The following is a 22174-nucleotide window of genomic DNA, read 5'->3' as shown; positions in this document are numbered from 1 at the left end:
CTCTCTGCATTCTGCATGTCAGCATAAAGCGCTGGTATATATAAGAGAGGTGATTTTTGTGAGTCTGACCCCTTGAAATACAGGCCATTAAAGGGATACAAGCCTCTCTACCTACTTTATACCTACTGCGGTCGGTAGAATAAAGGGAGGGTTGCCCCTCCCTCGCTTTCAGCTGTTAATTATCCCATGATGATTTGATTATTTCGGATACCTGATAGGCTTTTCCGACTTTCCCATTGCTCATTTTGTAGGCCTCAACCATAATCGCTTCCCGCTCCAGAAGGCTGGATACGCACTCATTGAATTCCCGTTTTTTCATGTGCGAGGAGTTGAGCAGGGTGGTGTGCAAGGCCTTGCCATTGTACTTGTTCACCAGCAAATCCACCAGTTTCCTCTCTCCGGCCAGCTTGTCCTGTTCGCATACGATCATCAGGAAGGGGATGGTGTTGGCGAAGTAGAAGTCGCAGAGATAGAGGCTTTGGGCGGCGGTTTCCTCCGAGACGCGGATCTGTTCGAAGAACTTCTCGCAGCAGCCGCGCTTGATGGCGGCGTCCAGCTCTTCCCAGGCTTCCAGCAGGGTGAAGATGGCGCAGAATTTGTAGAAATAGCCGTCGTAGATGCGGGTGAAGTAGCTCATCAACTCGTCGTTGTTGGTGGCGAACCAGACGCGGTACTGGCTTTGGTAGACTTCATTCCGCAGTGTGATGGCTGCTTCCGAAAGGCGGAGGCGGTGGCAATCCGGAATGGCGCGGAAGACCCTGAAGATGGTGTCGTAGATGGCCAGGCAGTCTTCCAGGTTTTCGCCCTCCCTGGTCTGGAGGCTGATGTCGTCGAGGTTGATGTCCCTCACCAAAAAGTAGATGTAGCGTTGGAGAAAGCCGCCCAGTTGGTCGGAATTCTCGCGGATGTTGCGGTACATCCAGGCCTCGGTGGTGGCGGTGGCGATGCTGAGCGCGGGATTACGGATGCGTTCTGTGACGGTGAGGTTGCTCACGGTCTTGGAGATGCCGTCGTAGAGCTCGGTGATGGTCTGTTTGTAGCCGGAATTGAAGTGTTTGTTCATCTCGGCCAGCCAGGCGGAGAGCTCGTTGTGGACGAACACGCGGGAGCTGTTTGCCGCCAGCAGGGAGAGCAGCTTGGCATAGGTCACGTTCGATAGCACCAAGGTCTTGGCCTCGTAGAGATCCAGCGGAAGGTCCGCGCAGATCTGCTCGTGGGGCGCGATGGTGTAGCCGGCAAAGGTGAGGGCGGTGGTTTTGCGCGAGATCGAGGATGGCCCCAGGAGGCAGCTCCAGATGTTGGGATAGATCCTTTTGGAATTGGAGAGCATCCAGACGCGGTTGCCCAGATTCACGGCGATGTGGGGCAGCCAGGCGGTGACCAGCAGGCCGGGATGGCAGTCCGTGCTTTTGGAAGTGATGCGGATGTAATCGCGAAGCACCGGCGGGATCTTCGCCAGGTCCAGATCCACGGAGGGCTTCTTGCCGAAGAGCTCGAGGAGTTCCTTACGCATTTTCTTCCTCCTGACCACGAATGTTCTGTCCACGAATTACACGAATGGCACGAATCGCGGGGTTGGGGTCGGGGGGGCCGGAATGACACGCAGTGACCTGTCTCAAGGCAATCCAGCACGTCCAGGGCTCCACCTCCCAAAACGCCAGGGGAAGGTCGCTCCAGCGGAGGCCGGGCTCCATGACCTCACGGAAATCGCGGAAGCTCTCGAACCTCCAAAGCAGGCGGCCGCGGCGCAGGTTCTTCAGCAGACGGCGGAGGGCACCCCGGGAATTGCCGCTGGGAGCGGTTTTAACGTGTTTTTTGTTATTGGCAGCCATGACGCCCTCCGATCTCGAACAGCGTGGCCAGGGTGATCTCGCGCACGCCGCGGAAGGAATTCCACTTGGCGTCGAGTTCGCGCTGGGTGTCGCGGTAGTGGGGATTGGCAAGGAAGAGGTCCCAGAGGGGTCTTCCGGCTTCGCCAAAGCCCGCGTAAAGGGCCAAACCGATGCGATACCAGTCGGAGTAGGGAATCTGCCTCTGGGCGAGTTTTAGGACTACTTTTGAGGCCTTCTCGTAGTCGTCGGGGTTCTGTCCACGAATTACACGAATTCCACGAATTGGGGGGTGTTGGTCCGAAGATCCATCCGCCCCGTCATCACGGGGAAGGGGGGTCACACCGTCCCGGGCGGTTTCACCTGAAGGCACAGCCGCTCTGTCATTCCGGGGTAGGGGCCCCGGAATCCAGGCCTCGCGGGAATAGTCCTCGGAGGGTGTCGACCCAGACTGCGTCTGAGCCGAACCCGACTTGGATGTGAAGTTGTTTTGGTGTGACCGTCTGGATTCCTGGGCCCCGGGGGCTGAAGCCCCCACCCCGGAATGACAGGGCGGGGCCGGGCGATGGTGGTTCTGGATCCCAGCCTGCGCTGGGATGACGGGCGGGGCCGGGCGGAAAATCCGCAGCAGATCGGCGATGGCCTCGGCCTCCCGCAGCGTCTTCTTCGGGTCCAGGGGGCGGCAAGAGGGGTTGGTGAGCAACTCCGGATCGTAGGAAAGGAAACAGGCGCGGGCGGGATCCGGAGTGGAATCAACCTTGACGGCCAAAGCCTTCTCGACGCGCAGGGCCAGGTACTTCCAGATGGTCCGGAAATCGTCTTCCTTGGTAATGGGCGAGGCGAATTCGGCAACAAGCTTCACGCCGTCGCGCACGCTCTGGAAGGCGTAGCGGAGGAAGGGCAGCTTCTCCACGGCCTGGTGTTTCAAGTCTTCGATATCCGGCACGTGGTCGAGGTCGAAAACCATGAACCAGGCGGCTTTGAAGAACTCGTTCCCGCGGCGGCGGTGAAAGGTGGAGCCGCTGAACCAGGGCAGGGACTTCTTCATCCCGGCGGCGATCCCGGCCTGGCGTTCGGCCAGGGAGCGGATGGTGACGATGAGGGCCTTGAGGTCTTTGCCCTCGAAGCGGCCCTCGCGCACGCAATCCATCACATACGAGACGTCGCGTTCGGCGATCAGGGCGGGTGCTGTGATGGCCATTCCGACCGTCACGGGGCGGGTGATGGCGGCGTTGGGCTGTCCACGAATTACACGAATGGCACGAATTGGGTTTTGGGGTGGTGGCGGGGTGGCGTGGTGACGGGGTGGGGTGGGTGGCATCGGAAGGTTAACGTCCTCGTTAACCTCTCTCCGGAGGGGCGATCCTGGTTCTTCTTCGCAAAGCCCCGTGGGCTTTTGGTCGACCGGGAGGTCGACCTTCCGGGATGGGGTGGGCTTGGCTTCGCTGACGAAGCCTTGAAGGGTGGTGGCGTGGTACATTGCTGTACCTCCTGTTTTGGTAGTACCCCCGTGAACGAGGGCCTACCCTACTCCGTTTCCATATGGAAAGGCTGCGGAAAAAACGCGGACGTGGAAACCGGTATCTATCTGACGGAGAGAATGTTAGGAAATAAAAAAAGTCCGGAAAAAACTTTCCGGACAGACGCGGATACACGCGGAAAAGGGCGGATACGGAAAATCACTTCAGATAATGGACCTCTATTTTGATGTTGGCCTTCAAGGTTTTGGTGTCATGTCGGTTTGCGCTAATCCATTTGAAGGCCTGTTCTTTCTTGCCCAGGCCGAAAACAGAGCGAATCCTGGAATTCACATCCGAGACCGTTTTGTGGTTGGGACGGGTCAAAGTCAGGTCAACGCCCCGGGCGAGACTGGGAGAAGCATAATCCACCTTCGGTTTGGAACTCCGCTGTGACTCGTGATGATCCACGATGAGGGGCAGGGCGTAGCGGGTGAAAAGGCGCGCGAAATCGGCGTTGGTGAGGGTTTTGCTTTTGCGGCTGTGAACGATACGAACGGTTTTTTCGCGGAGATTGACGTGGATAGTGAGGCTGGATACGCCGGCTACCTTCCAGTCCTTCAACAGGGCGGGCAAACCGGGATCGGGGGCGGGGTCGTCGGCGGGTTCGGGCTTGATGTGGCTAATCTCATCTTGCACAGTAGCGGCTGACGGAGCCACCTTGGTAACCACAGGCGGTTCCGGGTTGAACTCGAGGAGGTCCGTTTCGGTCAATTCTCTTTGTTCCAGAATCCTAAAACGCCTCTCTGCTTCATCCTGAGCTATTGATCTCTCATCTTCCGACAGTGAGCCCTCCAGTTCATCAAAATAAGCCAAGCGAGTGTTAGGGAGTGATTTTGCTTGCGCTATCAAGGACCAGATATACGCTTCGAGGTTGTTCTTTTTGGTCCCGATATGGTCATAATAATAGCGAGATATGGTCATTTGATAGCGATAGTCATTTATAAGCACCACCTGTCTGAGAAGGGAGAATGCCTTTTTGTGGTTCTTGGTAACGCCAATGCCCTTTTCATACATGAGAGCCAATCTGAACATGGCCGGTTTATACGCAAGAGAGGCAGCACGCTCATACCATTTGGCGGCAAGCTGGGGGTCGTGTTCACCTTTCTCACATAACCAGGCGATTTCATACATGCGTTCAGGATTGGTTGGGTCCACAGACGTTTCAAGACATTTGATGCCTTCGTAAAAATCTTTATCCCAAAGATCTCCGTTGATGAGCCCCAGCCCCAGGAACCGCTGTGCGCTTTTAAGCCCTTTATCGGCAGCATCTTCAATTAAATCGATGATCAATAACTTGTCAGCGGCTGATAGTTTGGTTTGCAAATGGAGTTCCAAGGCCAAGTTGTAACTATCTTCTGCTTCCTTGAGTATATCTCTTGATAAGTCATCTGGCTTATTCTCAGACATTTTGAACCTCCTGTGATCACTGGGGGGATAATCTTTCCGGCGGGGATATCCTGTCAACAGCATTTCTGGCTGAAGTGAGCAAGGTTGATGGGGAAAGGTTTTGGGGGTGGCGGGATGTTCCAAAACGCCGGAATTACGTTAGCAGCTTTGGTAACCCTCTTAAGATGGTGGAACTTAGCTTTCCCCCTAAATAATGGAGGAACCATGAAAGTATTTTTCAAGAACATGCTGCAGGCCTACCGGGGCAAATGTGACGGGCTGGTGTATTACTACAACCCGCGCCTGAACCGGATGATAGCGCGTCCGCACGTGAAACGGCGGGAAACGGAGCAGAACCGGCTGTTCGCGGCGATCGGCGCAAACCTGAAGCTGATCCAGCCAACGGATGGCTTCAAACTGGACCTGGCCGCCTATTGCGACAGCTTCAACCGCGTTCCCAAACACTACAGCCGGCCCCTGAACAACTGGTACAACGCCTTCACCAAAATGATGTGGAACCTGGCCAAAACTTACAGCCTGGAAGGCCCGCCCCTGGGCTCCGCGGAAGGGCTCAGCGCCATCGACCTGAGAAGCCTCAGCCGCGCCGACATCGAAACTTACGACCTCCCCTGCCGCTCCGTGAAAAGCGCCGTGGAGGCGGGGCTGTTGGACGCCGTGAAAGGGTATGAGCAGTGGGACAGGGTGATGTGAGGGATCTTAACGCAGAGGCACAGAGACGGGGAGACGGGGAGAAAGAGGGAAAAAGTTGCGCCAGCCTGGAGTTCAGCGAGGCACGAGCATGGACTACAGGAAGTATTGCTGCCGTCGATGCTGCGCTCGACGCCAGCGGGATTGGCTATTCCCGCAAGGTCTGGATTCCGGGGCCTTCCCTGGAGTCCAGCGAGGCACGAGCATGGACTACAGGAAGTATTGCTGCCGTCGATGCTGCGCTCGACGCCAGCGGGATTGGCTATTCCCGCCAGGCCTGGATTCCGGGGCCTTCCCTGGAGTCCAGCGAGGCACGAGCATGGACTACAGGAAGTATTGCTGCCGTCGATGCTGCGCTCGACGCCAGCGGGATTGGCTATTGCCGCCAGGCCTGGATTCCGGGGCCCCAAGGGCTGAAGCCCTTTCCCCGGAATGACAGCAAGGCTGGGTCCTCAGAACTAACAACGCAGCCGCCCTTTCCCCGGAATGACAGCAAGGCTGGGTCCTCAGATCAAACAACGCAGCCTCCCTTTCCCCGGAATGACTGTTCGGGTCGGGGTGAGCCGCGAAGAAGAAGTGATTGACAGCTTCACCCGGGCGTGGAAAAGGGAAATCAGCCCTGATGGCAGGGACACACAAAATGGGAGGATCAGATGGACAGACCGAAAGTGGTGCTCTATGTGGGCGCCTCCGTGGACGGCAGGATCACCTTGGGCCCAAACACCACCATGTTCGACTCCTTCAAGCAGCCGGAGCTTTTCGGGATGCTGGTTTCGGGGGAGGAATGGGCCGGCTTCACCCAGGCCGTATTCCAGCTTTATAAACCGGACATGTTTTTGGAGGGCAGCAACATGCTGGTGGCGGAAAACGAGGAATTGGCGCCACTGCCCAAGTTCGGGGGAGACGCCGCCGAACTGTATCGGGACTTTTTGCCGGATGACATTCTCCATCGTCCCGGGAGGAAAACCTGGACCGCGGTGGTCGATGGCCGGGGCAGGTTCCGAAACGGCTATACGGCTGCCTGCGACGACCCGGAAACCTATATGGTGCATCTGACCACGGAGACCGCGCCGCCGGAGTATCTGGCCTTTCTGCGCGAGCGCCGCCTGCCTTACCTGATCGAGGGGCGGGAGCGGGTGGATCTGCCGGCAATGCTGGCCAAAGTGAAGGCAAAGCTGGGTGTGAACACGATCGCCACCAGTTCCGGCGGAAGGCTGAGCGGCGCCCTGATCCGCGGTTCGCTGCTGGACGAGATCAATATCCTGCTGTGTCCGCTCGTGATCGGCGGCTTTTCGATTCCCACCCTGTTTGCTTCGCCGGAACCGGTTTGGCCCACGCTCCTGCCCAACCGGCTTCGGCTGATGGAAGTGAAGCACCTGGCGAACGACAGGCTGTGGCTGAGATACAAGGTTGTCTGAGCGAGGTGGGGAAGAGCGGCCACGGCAGGGCCGGGCATTCCCACTGCATACGGATGCACGGAGTGTACGGATTTACGGATTGAACTGATTTACGGATTGAAACATCCCCCACCCCCGCCCCGGACTGTCATTCCGGGGAAGCGTGCGCCAGCACGCGGGGTCCCGGAATCCAGACCTCGCGGGAGTAGCCAATCCCAGTCCCAGGTGGAAGCGGGGCCGATGCAGACTGCGTCTGTGTCGGCACCCTGCCAGGGCATTACTCGGACCGTCTGGATTCCGGGACCCCGGCGTTAAAACGCCACCCCGGAATGACAGGCTGGAGCTGGGCGGATAGACCGTCTGGATTCCTGGGCCCCTACCCGGAATAGCAGGCTGGGGCTGGGCGGATGGACCGTCTGGATTCCTGGGCCCCTACCCGGAATAGCAGGCTGGGGCTGGGCGGATGGACCGTCTGGATTCCTGGGCCCCGGCGTTAAAACGCCACCCCGGAATGACAGGCTGAGGCTGGGCGGATAGACCGTCTGGATTCCTGGGCCCCGGCGTTAAAACGCCACCCCGGAATGACAGGGCTGGGCTGGGCGGATGGACCGTCTGGATTCCGGGACCCCTACCCCGGAATGACAGGCTGGAGCTGGGCGGATGGACCGTCTGGATTCCTGGGCCCCTACCCCGGAATGACAGGCTGGATTCACGGAGTGGACGGATTTACGGAGTGAAACATCCCCAACCCCCGCCCCAAACGTATGTAAATCCAGAACGGAGCCCCTCCGGCGCGAAGAAGAGCGGAAGGGCCTTCGGGTGAAACCGCCCGGGGCCGATTTTGCTTGACAGAATTCCAAGATTGCGGGAAAAATGCAATCCGAAAAAGCCGGCTCCTGAGCGGAGATCTTTTCCGCCCTCCTGACGGTTGCGCATTTTGCACAAGGAGTGATGCAATGAACAGGCATGGTTTGGTTTTACTGGTCGCGCTCGCGGCGGGCGCGCTGGGCGCGCAGGCTCCGGAATGGGAGTGGGGGATCTGCAGCGTGGGACTGGAAACCTTCGGCAGGGCTTATTCCAAGGGGTTGGCGCTGGATCCCTCCGGCAACAGCATCATGGCCGGAAACATCTACAAATCGGTGGCGTTCGGCGCTTGGAATCTGAGCGCCTACAACGGCAACTACTCGGACATTTTCGTGGCCAAAGCCGATCCCGCCGGCAACTGGCTGTGGGCGGTGCACGCCGGCAGCAACAACCACGATTACGCCACGGCGGTCTGCACCGACGTCACGGGCAACAGCTACGTGACCGGCCAGATCTATTCGCATTACGCGGCCTGGTTTGGCAGCATTGAACTCAGCGAGTATGGGAACCAGGCTTTTGTGGCCAAGCTCGACCCCGCGGGAAACTGGCTCTGGGCAAAGGTTCTGGACCGGACCAGCAGTTCAGGGGCAAGCTACGGCTGGGGGATAGCCTGCGACGCCGCCGGAAACTGCCATGTGACCGGGCTTTTCAACGGCACCTACGCTTTCGGCGCCACCACCCTCACCACCTACGGCGGCAACGATATCTTCGCCGCCAAGCTCGACCCCGCCGGAAACTGGCTCTGGGCCAATCAGGCGGGCACCGCCATATCCGACAACGTCAACGGCATCTGCACGGACGGCGCGGGAAACAGCTGGATCACCGGCCAATTCGAGAACACGGCCACTTTCGGAGCGCACACGGTCACCGCCGTGGACGACAAGGACGCCTATTTTGCCAAGCTCGACGCCTCCGGAACCTGGGTCTGGGCCAAAAGCCTGGGCGGGACTTATGACGACTGGGGCTGGCGCGTATCCGCCGATGCCGGCGGCAACAGCTACGTGATCGGTTATCTGAACTCCACCCTGAATTTTGCCCCCACTCCCACCAGCCTCAACGGCTATTTCGCCGCGAAAATGGATCCCGACGGCACCTGGCTCTGGGCCACCAGAATAGAAACCACGCGCGACAATCTCCGGGGCATCAAAACCGATTCCGCGGGAAACAGCCTGATAGCGGGATCGTTCACCTCCACCATCACCGTGGGCGCCACCACCCTCACCGCGGATACGGGCAGCGCCTCGGCCTTCGCCGCCAGCCTCGATCCCGGCGGCAACTGGGGTTGGGCGATCCAAGCGCACGGGGCGGGCAGCACAGGCTATCACATCGCCGGAGAGGTGGACGGCAGCTGCGTGCTGGCCGGTGATTTCGGTTACGACGTGATCTTCGGGGACGACCATTTGGTGGGCCCGTATGACTACAGCGTGTTTCTGGCCAGGATCGCCACCGCCGGAATCCCCGATCCTCCCGCCAATCTGCTGATCGGCAGATCCGACGGCGACACGGGGATCACCCTCAGCTGGAGCGCGGCGGACGGCGCGGCGGTCTACAACGTTTACGTGAGCGACGATCCCGTAACGGGGTTCGTGTATCTGCTTTCCACAACCGATCTCAGCGTGGAGATCAGCTGGGCGCAGATCGCCGCCCTGGGTTTCGATCCCGGCAGCGTCTTCTTTTATGTGACCACATCGGACTCGGCTCCCTGAACAGGCCGGATTTTGGCCCGGGGCGGAGCGAAGCCGCGAAGGCGCTGTCATGCTCTTCCGGTTGCTTCCGGAGGCCGGACCAAAGAAAAAAGATTGACAAGCAAACGCAGTCAGAACAGAGTGCCCCAAAATGACCATCCGGGAGAATGAGGATGAGCGGGGCTTGAGCCTGAAACATTGGCGCAAGCAGCTTTTCCCGGCATCAGCCGACCGGAACGCAAAGAGTGAAAAAAAACACCTGCCCCTGGCCCCGCCAGCGAGGCAGGCTAATTGTTACAAGGAGAAAAATGATGAAAATTAGAACAGCTTTAATGACCGTCGCCTTGGTGGCGATGCTCGTATTCAGCGCCTGCGCTTTGAAAGAAAAAGCCCTGGAATTGAGCAACGTTCCCGTGATGGGCAACGGAGCCGAGTTTGTGAAAGTGGTCGATGGCAGCTATATGCTCAAACCAGTGGATGGCGGCCTGGAAATGACCCTCAACGCTGAACTGCTGAAGCAGCTGGTTGGGATCAACCCCGACAGCCTGACAACGGACCACATCGGCGCCTGGACCCTCGCTTTCAAGAACTCCGATGGCGAAGCCGTGATGGGCATGGAAAACGTTCCCCTCAAGGAAGAGCACAAGGCCGAGATCGTGGCCCTGATGATAGGCCTGATCGGCGACAAGAAGGAACTCACCTTCATGCAGATGATCGAAGACAAAGCCGAAGTGAAACGCATCCTGGGCGAAGTGAGCTCCATCGAGCTCAACACCGAGATCGTCTATCCCGAACTTGCCATGGCACCTGTGCCTGAAGTTCCCGCAACCCCCGCGGCCACAACCCCGGTGACCCCCGGCCAGAAACCGCCCGTGGTGAAACCGCCCGTGCCGAAACCTCCGACACCGCCCGCCCCGCCCGCTCCGACCGTTGATGACGCCAAGATCAACGACTTCGGCACCGCCGTGGACCGCTACCTGGCCCTGAAAGCCAAGAACCCCACCACCCCCAGGGAAATCACCAGGCTCACCCAGCTGAGGACCGAAGCGCAAAATCAGCAGAACGCCCTCGCCGCCGAATATGACAACATGACCGGCGCGCAGAAAACCAAATATAACGGCCTCAAAGCCAAGCTGCAGTAGATCTCAGGCAGCAAGCTTCAATATCAAGACCCGGTCGTTTCGGCCGGGGTTTTTGTATGGCTGGCTTTGCATCGGGTTGGGGGAAGCAGCCCGGAGGGCGACAGGCCATGGCGAGGTCCAGTCCAGACCTCTGAACAGGCCATGAAGGCCAGTGGGTTAGCCCGGAGGGCGACAGACCATGGCGAGGGTGCGCAGCGCAGCGGAGCCCTTCGTACACGAGCCACAATAAAACGGAAGCCCCTTGTGGGCGACAGAAATCCATCCCCGCGGTTCTGTCGCCCGCAAGGGGCTCGATCCTTCGTTTATTACTCTTACGAGGGGTTCCGTTCCCGCCCCACGGCATCGCTGCGCTCCTCCGCAGGCGCCCCGGTCACTTCACACCCTCGCTATTGTCTGTCGCCCTCCGGGCTAACCCGCTCGATATGCAAGAGAGACTTGTTCGGCTATCTTTCAAACCAAGTGGGGGAGGGATCAGCTGGGTACAGAACTTTTATCTGACCGGCCGCGGATTGTCATTCCGGGGTGGCGTTTTAACGCCGGGGTCCCGGAATCCAGACGGTCCGGGTAATGCCCTCAGAGGGTGTCGATGCAGACGCAGTCTGTATCGGCCCCGCCTTGTTCTTGTCCTTGGCTTGGCTATTCCCGCAAGGGCTGGATTCCGGGTCCCCGCGTGCTGTCGCACGCTCCCCCGGAATGACATGCTGCTTTATCTTACCATGGGACTATTGTTTTGACACCGTCCATTCAGTTTGAAAGACAGCCCAATAAAATGGAAGCCCCTCGTGGGCGACAGAACGCCACATCCCGAACACGCCTTGTTCTTGGCCTTGGTTGGCTGTTTCCGCAAGGGCTGGATTCCGGGTCCCCGCGTGCTGACGCACGCCCCCCCGGAATGACGGAATGGCCGGGTCTTCAGGCTATAAACTCCAAAGCAAAATCACCGGGTTCCGCCAAACTGCGGCACCGCGGGCAAACTCACTCCGGAAGCCGGCTTTGCAGCTCGAACTCGTTGAAGAAGTGGTTGATGGCGGTGTTGAGGTCCTCAAACTCGATGGAGTGCTTGGTGCAGCCGGCGCGGGAGCAGATGGAGACTTTGCCGCCTTCGAAGAGATGGAAATCCACCAGCGGGGCCTGGCAGATGTTGCAGTTTTCGCCGGAGGTGAGTTCCCCGCCGCAGTGGGGGCAGGAGAGGACGCTGATCTCGCCGTCACGGGCGGTGAGGGTGGATTCCTGGCTGTAGCTGCCGTAAAGGGAGGAAAGCCAGATACTGCCTTCCTCGGCTCCGGAGCGGACCAGCAGTTTCACGGCGGGGATCCCGTCGATGAGTTTGGTCTCGTCGCTTAGTTCCCTGCCGCATTTTGGGCATTTGAGCGTAAGCTTGTAATAGTTTTGCATCGTTCCTCCAGGCAATATCGCAGTACCAGCGGGATATGCAGTTGCTTCAGAAAGTATAGCCGCCCCGCGCGCGAAGGCAACCATGGCCTTTCCGCCGCAACAACCGCCGGGAACACGGAATAACTTGCAGGATACTGATTTCGGGGTAGTATATAGCGTAGAGAGTGGTCCGGGATGTCCCATGAAAGAACTGACTTTTTGCGGGAAATCAATAAAAGCTTGACAAATTACGGGATATTCAGGATTAGAACTCTCAGAAACCAAATTCAAAGGAGAATTAAATGCGTAAATTCTTTATACTGATGATCGTGGCAACCCTTGCCATGGGTCTGTTCCTCACCGGCTGCATCGAAAACATCACCCAGCCCGAAGATGCCAAATGGTCCGTGATGGCCATCGCCGGCCCCGACGGCAAGGAAGACACCCACATCGTTACCGTGATGTGGATAGGCCCGATGGCCGATTATGTGCCGCCCACCACCCTCGAACTCAAGATAGGCGGCGTGGCTCCTGACAGTCTTATCCAATACGGTGATTTCTGGATGGGCGGCGTCTCCCTCACCCCCGGAACCGCTTATAATTTCAACCTGATCGTGAACGGCGAAACCGTTGTCAGCAGCAACCAAACCGTGGTTTACAACGCCGACGCAACTTTCCCGCTCACCTACAACCCCGCCCAGAGCGCCTACATGTACTGGTCCCTCGGTGGCAACAACCAGGTTCAGACCGCCTCGGCCTACGCCTTCGATCCGGACGATCCCTACGATGACGAAGTTGCCGATACCGATCTGGCCGCTTCGGTTCGCGAATACACCTTCCCCGCGAACGTTGTGCAGGACCATGGCACCGGCTCCACCTACTCGTTGGAGATCACCCAGATGAACCACAAGTATGTGGATAACGTCCTGGTGGCCACCGCTCAGAGCGACTGGGCCGACTATGGCGACATGAAGATCGACCACTTCTCCAACGCCCGCCTGGCCAATTACGTCCGCCGCCTCAGCGAGCGCGCCCTGGCCAGATAAACCGAGTCTTTCAAATTCTGATCAAGCCGGAGATCTTACTCTCCGGCTTGTTTTTTGGGCTGATGTTGAATCCGCGGGAGTGGAAAGGGGGGTCAGGTCAGCTTTTCCCAGGCCTGGCGCAGGGCGGTTTCGGCGGCGGGAAAATCTTCGCGGGAACGCACCCGGATCTCCGGGCCATAGCTGGCGGTGAGTTTGCTGAAGGGTTTGGGGATCCGGAAGCGGTCCCAGGAATTGAGCTGCCACTGGCGGCCGGCGGAGGCCACCACCGGAATGATGGGAATTTGGGCCAGCAGGGCGAGTTGGAGGATACCGGGCTGAATGGAACCCGCCGGGCCTTTGGGACCGTCCGGGGTGATGGCCAGGCTGCGTTTCCGGGCCAGTTCCACCAGTTCTTTCAGCGCCTGGGAGCCGCTGCGGGAGGTTGATCCGCGCACCGGTAAAAAGCCCAGGCGGGCCAGCGGGCGGGCGATGAATTCGCCGTCGCGGGAACGGGAAACCATCACGGCGATGCCGCAATCGATCCTCTGGATGGCCAGGAGCAGCAGATCGCGGTGCTGGAGCGCGTAAACGCAGGGATGGCCATTGGGGGGCTGGTTTTGCGCCTTGATCCGCAGGGTGAAGCGCCACAGGCGCAGCAGCCAGGCGCCCAGAACAGCTTCCAGTTGGAAAAGAAACTCAGGCATGGGCGTCCAGGATCTCCCGCACGAGGCGCGGCATTTCCACGCTGGTGACCGGTTCGGCCATGATTTCCCGCAGACGGGCGAGTTCGGACCTCATCCGTTCGAGGCGGGAAGGGTCGTTTAGCAGCTCCAGGGCGGTTTGTACGATGTTCTGAGGCGTACAGGCGGATTGGATGAGTTCCGGCAGCAGGTCCCGGTCCAGCAGGATATTGGGCAGGCCGATACGCTTCACCCGCACCAGGCGGCGTCCGATGGCGTAGGTGAGGGCCGAGGTTTTGTAGCAGATGAGTTGCGGAGTGCCGATGTAGGCGGCTTCCAGAGTGACTGTGCCGGAAGTGCAGACCAGCAGATCGGCGTGGCGCATCAGGTCGTAACGGTAGCCGTCGATCAGCTTCAGTTCAGGGATCCGGGCAGCATCGAGGCAGGCCATGAAAGGCCCGTGGGACACAGAGAGGGCTTTGGAAACGAGCGGCTCGAAACCCTGGGCGGCCAGCTCCCGCGCGGCTTTCAGATACACGGGCAGCATCCGCTTCACCTCGCTGTCGCGGCTGCCGGGTAGCAAGCCGATCCAGCGTTTGGCGGGATCGAGCCCGTAAAAGCTGGCGAAGGCGGCGCGGTCGAGCTCGAAGCTGACTTCCCCGGCGATGGGATGGCCCACGTAGGTGGCGCTGACGTTGTGGATGGCCAGCAATTCCGGTTCGAAAGGCAGGATGCAGGCCACGTGGCGAACGCTGTCGCGCAGTTGGAAGACGCGATGGTGTTTCCAGGCCCAGAATTGGGGACAGATGAAATAGAGCACGGGGACGCGCAGAGAGTCGGCCAGACGGGCGATCCGGAGGTTGAAACCGGGATAATCCACCAGGATGGCGAGGTCCGGCGGATCGGTTTTAAAGAATGTTCTGAGGCCTCGCTCCACTTTGAGGAAAAAGCCCAGATGGCCCAGCACTTCCGTGAAACCCATCACATTGAAGCGGGCGAAGGGAAAGAGCGGTTTGAGGCCTTCGCGCTGCATCCGGGAACCGCCGATCCCGCTGTGACGCAGGCCGGGCAGGGCGGCGTTGAGGCTTTTCATCACCAGGCTGGCGTGCAGATCACCGGAGTTTTCCCCGGCCAGCCAGAAGATGTGAGCAGCGGGTGTGGGCATGGTTCAGAAAATGGAGGTGCCCAGCAGTGTGATCAGGGTTACGATCAGGGCTGCCAGCAGCACGCCGAGGAACACGCAGATGAGGGATTTCCAGAAAGTGAGGCCGAAGATCTTGGCGGCCAGGGACCCGGTCCAGCCTCCGGTACCGGGCAGGGGGATGCCTACAAACACGATCAGACCGAGCTCCGCGTAGCGTTCCACCACCTTGCCCTTGCTGCGGGTGCGGGCATAGAGCCAGTCGGTGAACCTTTTGCCCCAGCGGTAGCGGGAAAGCAGCTTCAGAAACCACTCCAGAAAGAGCAGCAGAAAGGGAATGGGGATCATGTTGCCCAGGATCGCCAGCGGCACGGCCTCCTGCCAGGACATGCCCAAAACGGCTATGGCCACGGGGATGGCGCCGCGCAGCTCCACGATCGGCAGCATCGAGATCAGCACCACGATCAGCCAGGGACTCACACCCCTGGCCTTCAGTGAGGCGGCGGTGCGGGAGCCGAATGATTCCGCGCCCAGCAGGCTGAAGCTGAGCAGCAGAACGATCACGAGGATCAGGGCGCGTAGTTTCGGGTTCAATTGGTCTCCCTGTTCGGTAGATTTTTGATGAAAAACCATTTTTGGCCACGCTGCCGTTTTTGACAAGGGAAATTCCAGCGGGGGCAAACGCGGGAGAAATTTCCGGCGCGGCAGGAATCCCGGCTTATAATGTCTGAAGAAAATCAACATCATAAGGAAAAGACCATGAAAGACGACATGCTGAAAGCGATCAAGAAGGCTATGCAGGGCGAAAAGGACAGTGTGACCCTGTATGAGAACGCGGCCGCGCACGCGGGCGGGGCGGAGGTGGAGGAGTTCTTTGCCAGCCGCGCGGAGGAGGAACGCCGGCACTTCAACCACCTGCTGAGATATTATCAGGAGATCTCCGGCGATCTGCTGCCCTCGCAACCCGCCGCGGAACTGAGCGAAGTGCGGGAAGCGGCCTCGATCTTTTCGGAGAGTTTGATCCGCCGCATCGGCGGGGACCAGTATCTCTTTTCCGCCATCTCCACGGCGCTGCTGCTGGAAAAGGACTCTTTCGAACACTACAGCGCCACCGCCCACGCGGCCGGGCAACCCGAACTGAAGAAGTTTTTTGAACTTTTGGCACAGTGGGAGAAGAAGCACTACGACGAGCTGCTGGCGATCCAGCAGGCCGCGGAACACTACTATTGGGAGATCAACTCTTTCGAACCTTTTTAAATTGCATCTCTTGCCACCGCAAACGCCAAAACCGAGAAACTTGTCATTCCGGGGAAGCGTGCGTAAGCACGCGGGGCCCCGGAATCCAGACCTGGCGGGAATAGCCGGTCCGGTCCCAGTCCAAGGCGCGATCGATCCAGACGCCTTCTGAATCGACACCTTCTGAGGGCATTACCCGGGAAGTCTGGATTCCGGGACCCCGGGGGTTAAAACCCCCACCCCGGAATGACAGGTGAGGCCCCTGCTTCCCCGGAATGACAGGGCGGATCAAGCCTAGGATGACGTGGGTTTATAGATATCAGATCCATTTCGCAGCGAAGGTTTCGCGACGTCCGGGATTACTGGGATGGCGTCCAGACGGATAGAAGCAGGCCTGCTGATTAATTCACACGAGCCAAAAATCAGGGATGGAACTGTTCCAGAACTTCCAGCCCGCGCAGCTTGAGGGCTTTGTGGAAGTGGGCCTGGTAATACTGGGCGAAGAGGCTGTTCAATTGTGCCACGCTGGCTCTGTCCGGCCTCAGCGAGGCCACGTGTTCACCGATCACCGGCAGCAGGCGCAGGATCCTGGCTGATACAGCGCTGAGAGGTTCATAGCGGAGGGGATCCGGCAAAGCGTCCAGACAGCCGGCGCAAAACAACTTACCGCTGCCTTGTTCCCAGGCTGTGAGGGCATTTGAGCAATCCAGGCAGGCGGAGCAGAGCTGGGGATCGTAGGGAACGCCCAGCATCCGGAATACCCGCAGCAGAAAGCGCCACCAGATCAGCACGGCGTTCTTTTCCAGCGTGCCCAGATAGACGAGGAAATCGCGCAGCAGCTCGAAGTACGCAGAGCATTCCTCGGGAGGGATGATGAGCTGGGAATACATTTCCAGAGCGCATTCGGCGGCGGTCCAGCTTTCGATCTTGTCCGCGAGGTCAAACTCCTCCGCCAGCGAAAACTCGGCCAGCAGGCACAGCCCGGCCTCGCGCGGTTCGTAGAAGCTGAATTCATAGACGTAGAGCGGGTTCAGAAGGCTGGCCTCCGGTTTTGAGCGGATGCCCTTGGCCAGGATGGAGATCAGCCCGTGCTGGCGGCCAAAGGCTCTCAGGATGAGGCTGCTGTCGCTATAGGGGCTGCTTTTGATCAGGAAGGCCTGATCTTTGAGCCGGGTTCTCACAGCTTCAGTTCTTCACGCAGGGAACGGAGGTCCCGCGGATCGGCGAATACAGTCTTGTGTTCCGTGTAGGTCACGAATCCGGGCGGGCTTTTGCGGGGTTTGCGCACAAAGCGGACCTGAGTGTAATCCACCGGCACGTTGAGGGAAAAGCGGGCCTTGGAATACCAGGCCGCGAGGGAGCAGCAGATGTTGATGAGTTCATCGCCGGGAGCGGTTTTCCGGAAACAGCGCAGCAGGATGTGGGAGCCGCGGTAGATGCGGGTGTGAAACCACCAGTCGTGAGGCCGGCCGAGTTGGGTGGTGATGAAGTCGTTTTCGCTGGCCTTGCGTCCGATCACGATCTCGAAATCCTCGGAAAGCCGCAGCTTGAGTAGCCTGTCCTCCATGTCCAGCTTGCGTCCCAGGGTGGCGATGCTTTTGGCGGAGGGGGCTTCCACCTCCTCCCCGGCCTCCACGCGGGCCAGGATGTTGACCAGGTGTGCGATCTGCTGCTGGGTGGCGGCGATGTGCGCGGCGATCAGTTCCTTGCCCCGCCTGGCTTTGCCGTATTTTTTCAGATAGGCCTGGAGGTTTTGCCGGGCGGAAAGCTGAGGCTGCAGCGGGATCTCGATCGTGGCCAGCTCCGGATCGTAATAGTTGATGGCTGTGAAAGAAGTCTGGCCCCGGTTAATATTGGGCAGATTGGTTTTGAGGGTCTCGGCACAGATCATCCAATATTCCGCCTTGTCCGCGTCGGCGGCCTCGGCCTGCTGCTTGGCCAGTTTGTCTTTGGCCTTCTTCAGTTCGCGTTCCCAGCGGGAACGGAGGGTCTGGCGGCGCTGCGCTTCCTCGCGGGCCAGGAAAACGTGATGATAAAAGTTGGCCAAATAGTCGTTCACGCTGGGGCAGAGGAGGGTGGCGCCGGTTTTCAGCGATTCCAGCCTCAGAGGCGGGGATACCTCCTGCAAGATAGGCTGGAACGAGGTTTTGGCCGGCTGGTAGGGCAGCCTGGGCAGGATCTGGCGCTGGGGGTTGTCGGCATAGGAATATTTGCGGAGGGCGTCCACGATCACCAGCTCTTCATTTTGCAGGGCCAGGATGAGGTTCGGCTTCGGCGGGGTGAATTCCGCGATGAGCAGATACACCTTGTTCTGTTGGTAGATGTCGGTCTGGGTGAAGCGAAAGCGGATTATCCTGTCGGCAGGGTCGATCTCCGCTCCGGTGAGAACGGCGTGGGTGAGCGCGTCCCAGATCTTCACCTCGTTGTCCGCGGGCTGGAAATCGAGGCTGTGAAAGGCAAAGGCGTCCGCGGCGGCCAGCAGCACGAGGTCCGTTTTGTCGCTGAAGCGGAGCCTGAGGGTGGAGTTGGCCAAATTGACGCTTTCCACCTTGCGGCCCTGCAGGCCGAACTCCCGGGACCAGGCTGATAAGATCGAGTAATTCATATGTCCTGTGCTTTGTCCTTGACAGCAAAACCGCTTTTCAAAATTATGGGTCAACATATTAAACAGCGATTAGGAGTCAAGCATGAAAGCGACATCTTGGATCATAGCAGCGGTTCTGGCTGTTCTCGCCATCGTCTTTGGAGTGATGTGGAGCAGTGCTTCCAACAAGACCAAAGGACTGGAACAGAAAAACAACGAACTGCAGCAACTTTACGATACTTCGACAGCCACCATAGGCGATATCCAGAGCAGTCTGGACACCTTTGACAAAGAGCTGATGGACAGCATCGGCACAGCGAGCGAGATCGGCGGCTCCACCCCGGCTGAGATCATCACCAACGCCCGCGCCAAGATCGACGAATACAAGAAAAAGATCTCCGATCTGGAATCCCGGCTGGCCTCCAGCAAAGGACAGCTCTCCAGCATTCAGGCGATCGTGGACAAACTGAAAAGATCAGTGGCAGACAAGGAAAAGATCGTGGCCGAGCTGGAAGGCAGGGTCTCAAATCTTTCCCAGACCCTCGACACCGAGCGCCAGACAGCCCAAACCGAGATCAATCTGCGCGACTCCCAGATCAAGGATAAAGAAACCGAACTCGCCAGCCAAAGCCGGGAAAGCAACCGGCTGTTCTTTGTAGTGGGAACCCGCAAACAGCTTCTGGACAGCGGTATCATCGAACGCAAGGGCGGCCTGCTGGGCATTGGCAAAGTTTCCACCGTGAAGGACGCCGATCTTACCAAGTTCACCGAATTTAATCTCCTGGACACTCAGGAAGTCACTTTCCCGGTCACCAAAAAAGGTTATTCCATCCTCTCCAGCCACGTCGCGGCTTCATATGACGTCAGTAAAGCTGGGGAGCAATACGTGCTCCGGGTCACAGATCCCGAATCCTTCCGGAAGCAGAAGATCCTGGTGGTCGAACTCAAGTAAGCTTGCTTGACTTTAAACATATCGCCACCTCAGACTGGGGTGGCTTTTTTGTTGTTAAGGATAAGCATGGATGGGTCTATCCTCCAAAGAGCCGCACATAGCCCCTGCAAATCCGCGCAATTACAGCCCCCCGCCAAATCCCCGCCTAAAGTGGGAGGGGCTACCGAGAGATTGGTGAGCGGTGCACCCGTCTGGGATCAGGGTGATCTGAAGCTGGTCAACGCGACCCGCTGTGTTTGAACGCTAATCTTGAATGCTCTATTCAAACATAGTGGGTAAAGGGGAACCCCGGAATCCAGACCTTGCGGGAATAGCCAAAAGAATAGGTCGCGGAAAAACGCGGACAAAGAGAAAATGGGTTCAGAAAAAAGATGAAGAACTGGAAACCCGCCGGGGTCAAGCGCTATCCGTAGCGTAACATTCCAATGCTGCGGATTGGTTGTAAGAGTACAAACCGGGCTGTCATTCCGGGGTGGCGTGTTAACGCCGGGGCCCCGGAATCCAGACTTTGCGGGAATAGCTAATGCGGCCTCGCGCCAGCCCTGGCCATCATCCGCATCGTTTCATCGGGTCATTGAAGCCTGAGGGTCGGTTAAAACGGAAAGGCTCAGATATCCAGGAATTTGGCCGCTTCGAACAGCGCCCTGCCGCCAAGGAAGCCCACCGAGGCCTGAACAAGGTTTACCGGCAGATCCGCGATGGCCACGGCTTTGCCCAGTTGGGGCAGCGCCCATTCTCCGAAGAAATAACCCAGCACGAGCACTACGCTTCCGGCCAGGGGAAAGACGATCTGCCAGAGGCCTGAACGCCGGTGGGCCAGTCCGCAAACATAGCCCTCCAGGCCTTTCACGACCAGGGTGATGGGCGCGAACAGCGGAAAGAGCAGCAGATCGGCGATGGCGCTGCCGATCCCGCCCGCGATGGCTCCGGCTTTGCGGCCGGCGTAGAGGCCGATGAAAACGATCATCACGTCGCCGAAATTGAAGAAACCGCCGCCGGGCACGGGAATAGGGATGATCATCGTGGCCACGGTCACCAGCACCACAAAGCCCAGGATCAGGTACCACTGTCCGGTTTGGTTGCTTTTCCCGCTGTGGCAGCAGGCAATGCGGTTGTCGATCTGTTCGCCCCGCAGCCTCGATTCCCGCGAGAGGGCGAGCAGCAGGGCCAGCACGGCGGTCAGGCGGACCCGGAATCTTCGGGCCAGTCCGGGTTTGGCCGTCTGCTCCGAAGGGATCAGGCTGTGGTGAAATTTGATGTCATCGTAAGAATTGAAGGCGTTGGCGAAGAGGATCTTGCCCAGGATCACGTATTTGAGGGTGCCGATCTTCAGCGGCAGGCGCAGCAGGTCGTCGAAACTGACCAATGCGAAAAAAAACTGGAAGGCCAGCACGGAATTGGCAAAGAGCAGGATCCGCTTGAGTCCGAACTCCAGCCAGTGCAGCACTGATCCGGGCTCTCCTTCCTGGGTGCGCACCTTGAGAAGGCCGAACAGCAGATAAACCAGGGTGAGCGAGAACAGAAAAGGCAGCATCATCCGGTAGCCGGCAGCCCAGCGCTTCACGCCTTTTAGCCCAAGCAACAGCAGCGACAGGGCGGCGAAACAAACCAACTGCACCGCCAGGACGTTCATGTAGACACCCAGGGCCAGCACCAGGATGGCGAGCAGCAAAGTGAGGGCAAGGCCAAGTTTAAGGGTGGTGGACATAAACTTCGCTCCGCGTGGGGGAGAGGGGCTGGAACAGGATGGTCTGATCCGCCGAAAACAGCGCTGTGTGGGCGGAGTAGATGAGGGAAAAAGCGGGAAGGTGGGCTTGCAGAAAATCCAAAACCCGCTCCGCGTAGAGCGATTCGTCCATCACCACGTAGCAGGGCCGCGGTTCATTTTTCCAGGCCCGAAGCAGATCTTCCAGCAGGAAATCCACGGTATCCGCTTCGCCACAGATCCTGCGGTGGGGCTTGATCACGCTGGCGTAAGCCTTGACGGCAGTGACCTGAACGTGCATCTGCTGTTCGAAATAGATGCTGTAAACAGCGGGAGTTTTCAGCAGGCGGGGCAGCAGCACCCGGGTGAGCAGCGAACTCTTCCCGCTGCCATTGGCGCCGCTCAGATAGTGGATCCCGGGCCCCAAAGCCAGATCAGCGGACAGGGTAAGGGCAAAGCTGTCCCAAACCGGGTAATCGCCTTTAGGGAGCCGCATGGCCGTCCTCCACATAGCTGATCTCGCGATCTCCGCGCAGCCTGGCGATGAGCTCTTTGGTCCTGGCGCGGTTATCCGCGTCGAGAGAATGCCAGAGGTTTGTGAACAGGATCCTGCGGGCGGGGGAGAAGAGGGCGCAAAGACACATCAGAAGGACTTTCTGGCCGCCGGAGAGGATGTTGACGTCGCTGTCCGGAACGAGATCCTTGCCGGTGAGGGCGGCAAATTCCGCGCTCAGGGCGCCCAAGGAAGCGGGGGGAACATTGTACAGCAACAGCTCCTCGCGCAGGGTGCCTCCGCCGCACAGCGGCTGGCCCGCATCACACAAGAGCTGGATGTCTTTCTGGTTCATGGCAAAATGGCGGAGAGTCAGGGATTCGAACCCTGGGTACCCGTGAGGATACAACGGTTTTCGAGACCGTCCCGTTCAACCGCTCCGGCAACTCTCCA

General features: G+C 58.8%; 20 protein-coding genes and 1 tRNA gene. 7 read left to right on the top strand and 14 right to left on the bottom strand.

Features of this window, described 5'->3' with window-relative positions; genetic code table 11:
• Window positions 1–175: 175 nt before the first annotated feature.
• From LHW45_05055 to LHW45_05040, 4 genes are all read right to left on the bottom strand, one after another.
• Window positions 176–1513, bottom strand: coding sequence for a DUF3987 domain-containing protein (locus LHW45_05055; protein ID MCB5284943.1), 1338 nt, complete (start codon window positions 1511–1513; stop codon window positions 176–178).
• Complete coding sequence (locus LHW45_05050) at window positions 1506–1832, bottom strand: hypothetical protein (GenBank protein ID MCB5284942.1); 327 nt, start codon at window positions 1830–1832, stop codon at window positions 1506–1508. Before LHW45_05050 ends, LHW45_05055 begins: the two co-directional genes overlap by 8 nt.
• Window positions 1819–3309, bottom strand: a complete 1491-nt coding sequence (locus tag LHW45_05045; GenBank protein ID MCB5284941.1) for a PriCT-2 domain-containing protein — start codon at window positions 3307–3309, stop codon at window positions 1819–1821. The genes LHW45_05050 and LHW45_05045 overlap by 14 nt, the downstream gene beginning before the upstream one ends.
• Window positions 3310–3508: 199 nt before the next feature.
• A complete protein-coding gene (locus LHW45_05040; GenBank protein MCB5284940.1) occupies window positions 3509–4756 on the bottom strand; it encodes a sel1 repeat family protein in 1248 nt (415 codons plus the stop codon).
• 204 nt (window positions 4757–4960) lie between these two features.
• Between LHW45_05040 and LHW45_05035 the strand changes: the two genes are divergently transcribed.
• The 4 genes from LHW45_05035 (at window position 4961) to LHW45_05020 (ending at window position 10531) form a co-directional block, all read left to right on the top strand.
• Window positions 4961–5446, top strand: coding sequence for a hypothetical protein (locus tag LHW45_05035; protein MCB5284939.1), 486 nt, complete (start codon window positions 4961–4963; stop codon window positions 5444–5446).
• A gap of 650 nt (window positions 5447–6096) precedes the next feature.
• The gene (locus LHW45_05030) at window positions 6097–6861 is read left to right on the top strand and encodes a dihydrofolate reductase family protein (GenBank protein MCB5284938.1); all 765 of its coding nucleotides are present in this window, start codon (window positions 6097–6099) and stop codon (window positions 6859–6861) included.
• Window positions 6862–7796: 935 nt separating this feature from the next.
• Complete coding sequence (locus LHW45_05025) at window positions 7797–9410, top strand: hypothetical protein (protein MCB5284937.1); 1614 nt, start codon at window positions 7797–7799, stop codon at window positions 9408–9410.
• A 290-nt stretch (window positions 9411–9700) separates the two neighbouring features.
• Window positions 9701–10531 carry a hypothetical protein gene (locus tag LHW45_05020; protein MCB5284936.1) on the top strand — a complete coding sequence of 277 codons (831 nt, stop codon included), beginning with the start codon at window positions 9701–9703 and terminating at the stop codon, window positions 10529–10531.
• Window positions 10532–11506: 975 nt separating this feature from the next.
• Here the strand turns inward: LHW45_05020 and LHW45_05015 are convergent.
• On the bottom strand, window positions 11507–11926 hold the full coding sequence (locus LHW45_05015) for a class I tRNA ligase family protein (GenBank protein ID MCB5284935.1): 420 nt from the start codon (window positions 11924–11926) through the stop codon (window positions 11507–11509).
• Window positions 11927–12207: 281 nt separating this feature from the next.
• Between LHW45_05015 and LHW45_05010 the strand changes: the two genes are divergently transcribed.
• Window positions 12208–12951, top strand: a complete 744-nt coding sequence (locus LHW45_05010) for a hypothetical protein (GenBank protein ID MCB5284934.1) — start codon at window positions 12208–12210, stop codon at window positions 12949–12951.
• Window positions 12952–13043: 92 nt separating this feature from the next.
• Here LHW45_05010 and LHW45_05005 read toward each other — a convergent pair whose 3' ends face one another.
• From LHW45_05005 to LHW45_04995, 3 genes are read right to left on the bottom strand one after another with little or no spacing between them, the layout of a single operon-like run.
• Window positions 13044–13634 (bottom strand): lysophospholipid acyltransferase family protein, encoded by a 591-nt coding sequence (locus LHW45_05005; protein MCB5284933.1) that lies wholly within the window; start codon window positions 13632–13634, stop codon window positions 13044–13046.
• Window positions 13627–14775, bottom strand: a complete 1149-nt coding sequence (gene lpxB / locus LHW45_05000) for a lipid-A-disaccharide synthase (protein ID MCB5284932.1) — start codon at window positions 14773–14775, stop codon at window positions 13627–13629. Before lpxB ends, LHW45_05005 begins: the two co-directional genes overlap by 8 nt.
• A 3-nt stretch (window positions 14776–14778) precedes the next feature.
• Entirely contained in the window at window positions 14779–15345 is a 567-nt protein-coding gene (locus LHW45_04995) for a small multi-drug export protein (GenBank protein ID MCB5284931.1), read from the bottom strand.
• Between the two features lie 165 nt (window positions 15346–15510).
• On the opposite strand from LHW45_04995, the gene LHW45_04990 reads away from it, so the two are divergent.
• Window positions 15511–16008 carry a ferritin family protein gene (locus tag LHW45_04990; protein ID MCB5284930.1) on the top strand — a complete coding sequence of 166 codons (498 nt, stop codon included), beginning with the start codon at window positions 15511–15513 and terminating at the stop codon, window positions 16006–16008.
• 401 nt (window positions 16009–16409) lie between these two features.
• Here LHW45_04990 and recO read toward each other — a convergent pair whose 3' ends face one another.
• Both recO and LHW45_04980 read right to left on the bottom strand, forming a co-directional pair.
• Complete coding sequence (gene recO / locus LHW45_04985; GenBank protein MCB5284929.1) at window positions 16410–17168, bottom strand: DNA repair protein RecO; 759 nt, start codon at window positions 17166–17168, stop codon at window positions 16410–16412.
• Complete coding sequence (locus tag LHW45_04980) at window positions 17165–18592, bottom strand: NFACT RNA binding domain-containing protein (GenBank protein ID MCB5284928.1); 1428 nt, start codon at window positions 18590–18592, stop codon at window positions 17165–17167. The genes recO and LHW45_04980 overlap by 4 nt, the downstream gene beginning before the upstream one ends.
• 82 nt (window positions 18593–18674) lie before the next feature.
• On the opposite strand from LHW45_04980, the gene LHW45_04975 reads away from it, so the two are divergent.
• Complete coding sequence (locus LHW45_04975) at window positions 18675–19523, top strand: hypothetical protein (GenBank protein ID MCB5284927.1); 849 nt, start codon at window positions 18675–18677, stop codon at window positions 19521–19523.
• Window positions 19524–20130: 607 nt separating this feature from the next.
• Here the strand turns inward: LHW45_04975 and LHW45_04970 are convergent.
• From LHW45_04970 to LHW45_04955, 4 genes are all read right to left on the bottom strand, one after another.
• Window positions 20131–21231, bottom strand: a complete 1101-nt coding sequence (locus tag LHW45_04970) for an ECF transporter S component (GenBank protein ID MCB5284926.1) — start codon at window positions 21229–21231, stop codon at window positions 20131–20133.
• Entirely contained in the window at window positions 21215–21724 is a 510-nt protein-coding gene (locus tag LHW45_04965; protein MCB5284925.1) for a hypothetical protein, read from the bottom strand. The genes LHW45_04970 and LHW45_04965 overlap by 17 nt, the downstream gene beginning before the upstream one ends.
• Window positions 21711–22076, bottom strand: coding sequence for a hypothetical protein (locus LHW45_04960; GenBank protein ID MCB5284924.1), 366 nt, complete (start codon window positions 22074–22076; stop codon window positions 21711–21713). The genes LHW45_04965 and LHW45_04960 overlap by 14 nt, the downstream gene beginning before the upstream one ends.
• 7 nt (window positions 22077–22083) lie before the next feature.
• Window positions 22084–22173, bottom strand: a tRNA-Ser gene (locus tag LHW45_04955).
• Window position 22174: the final 1 nt, after the last annotated feature.

The organism is Candidatus Cloacimonadota bacterium, assembly GCA_020532085.1.
In the GTDB taxonomy this organism is placed as follows: Bacteria; Cloacimonadota; Cloacimonadia; order Cloacimonadales; family Cloacimonadaceae; genus Syntrophosphaera.
This window is presented reverse-complemented; position numbering and strand designations above follow the sequence as displayed.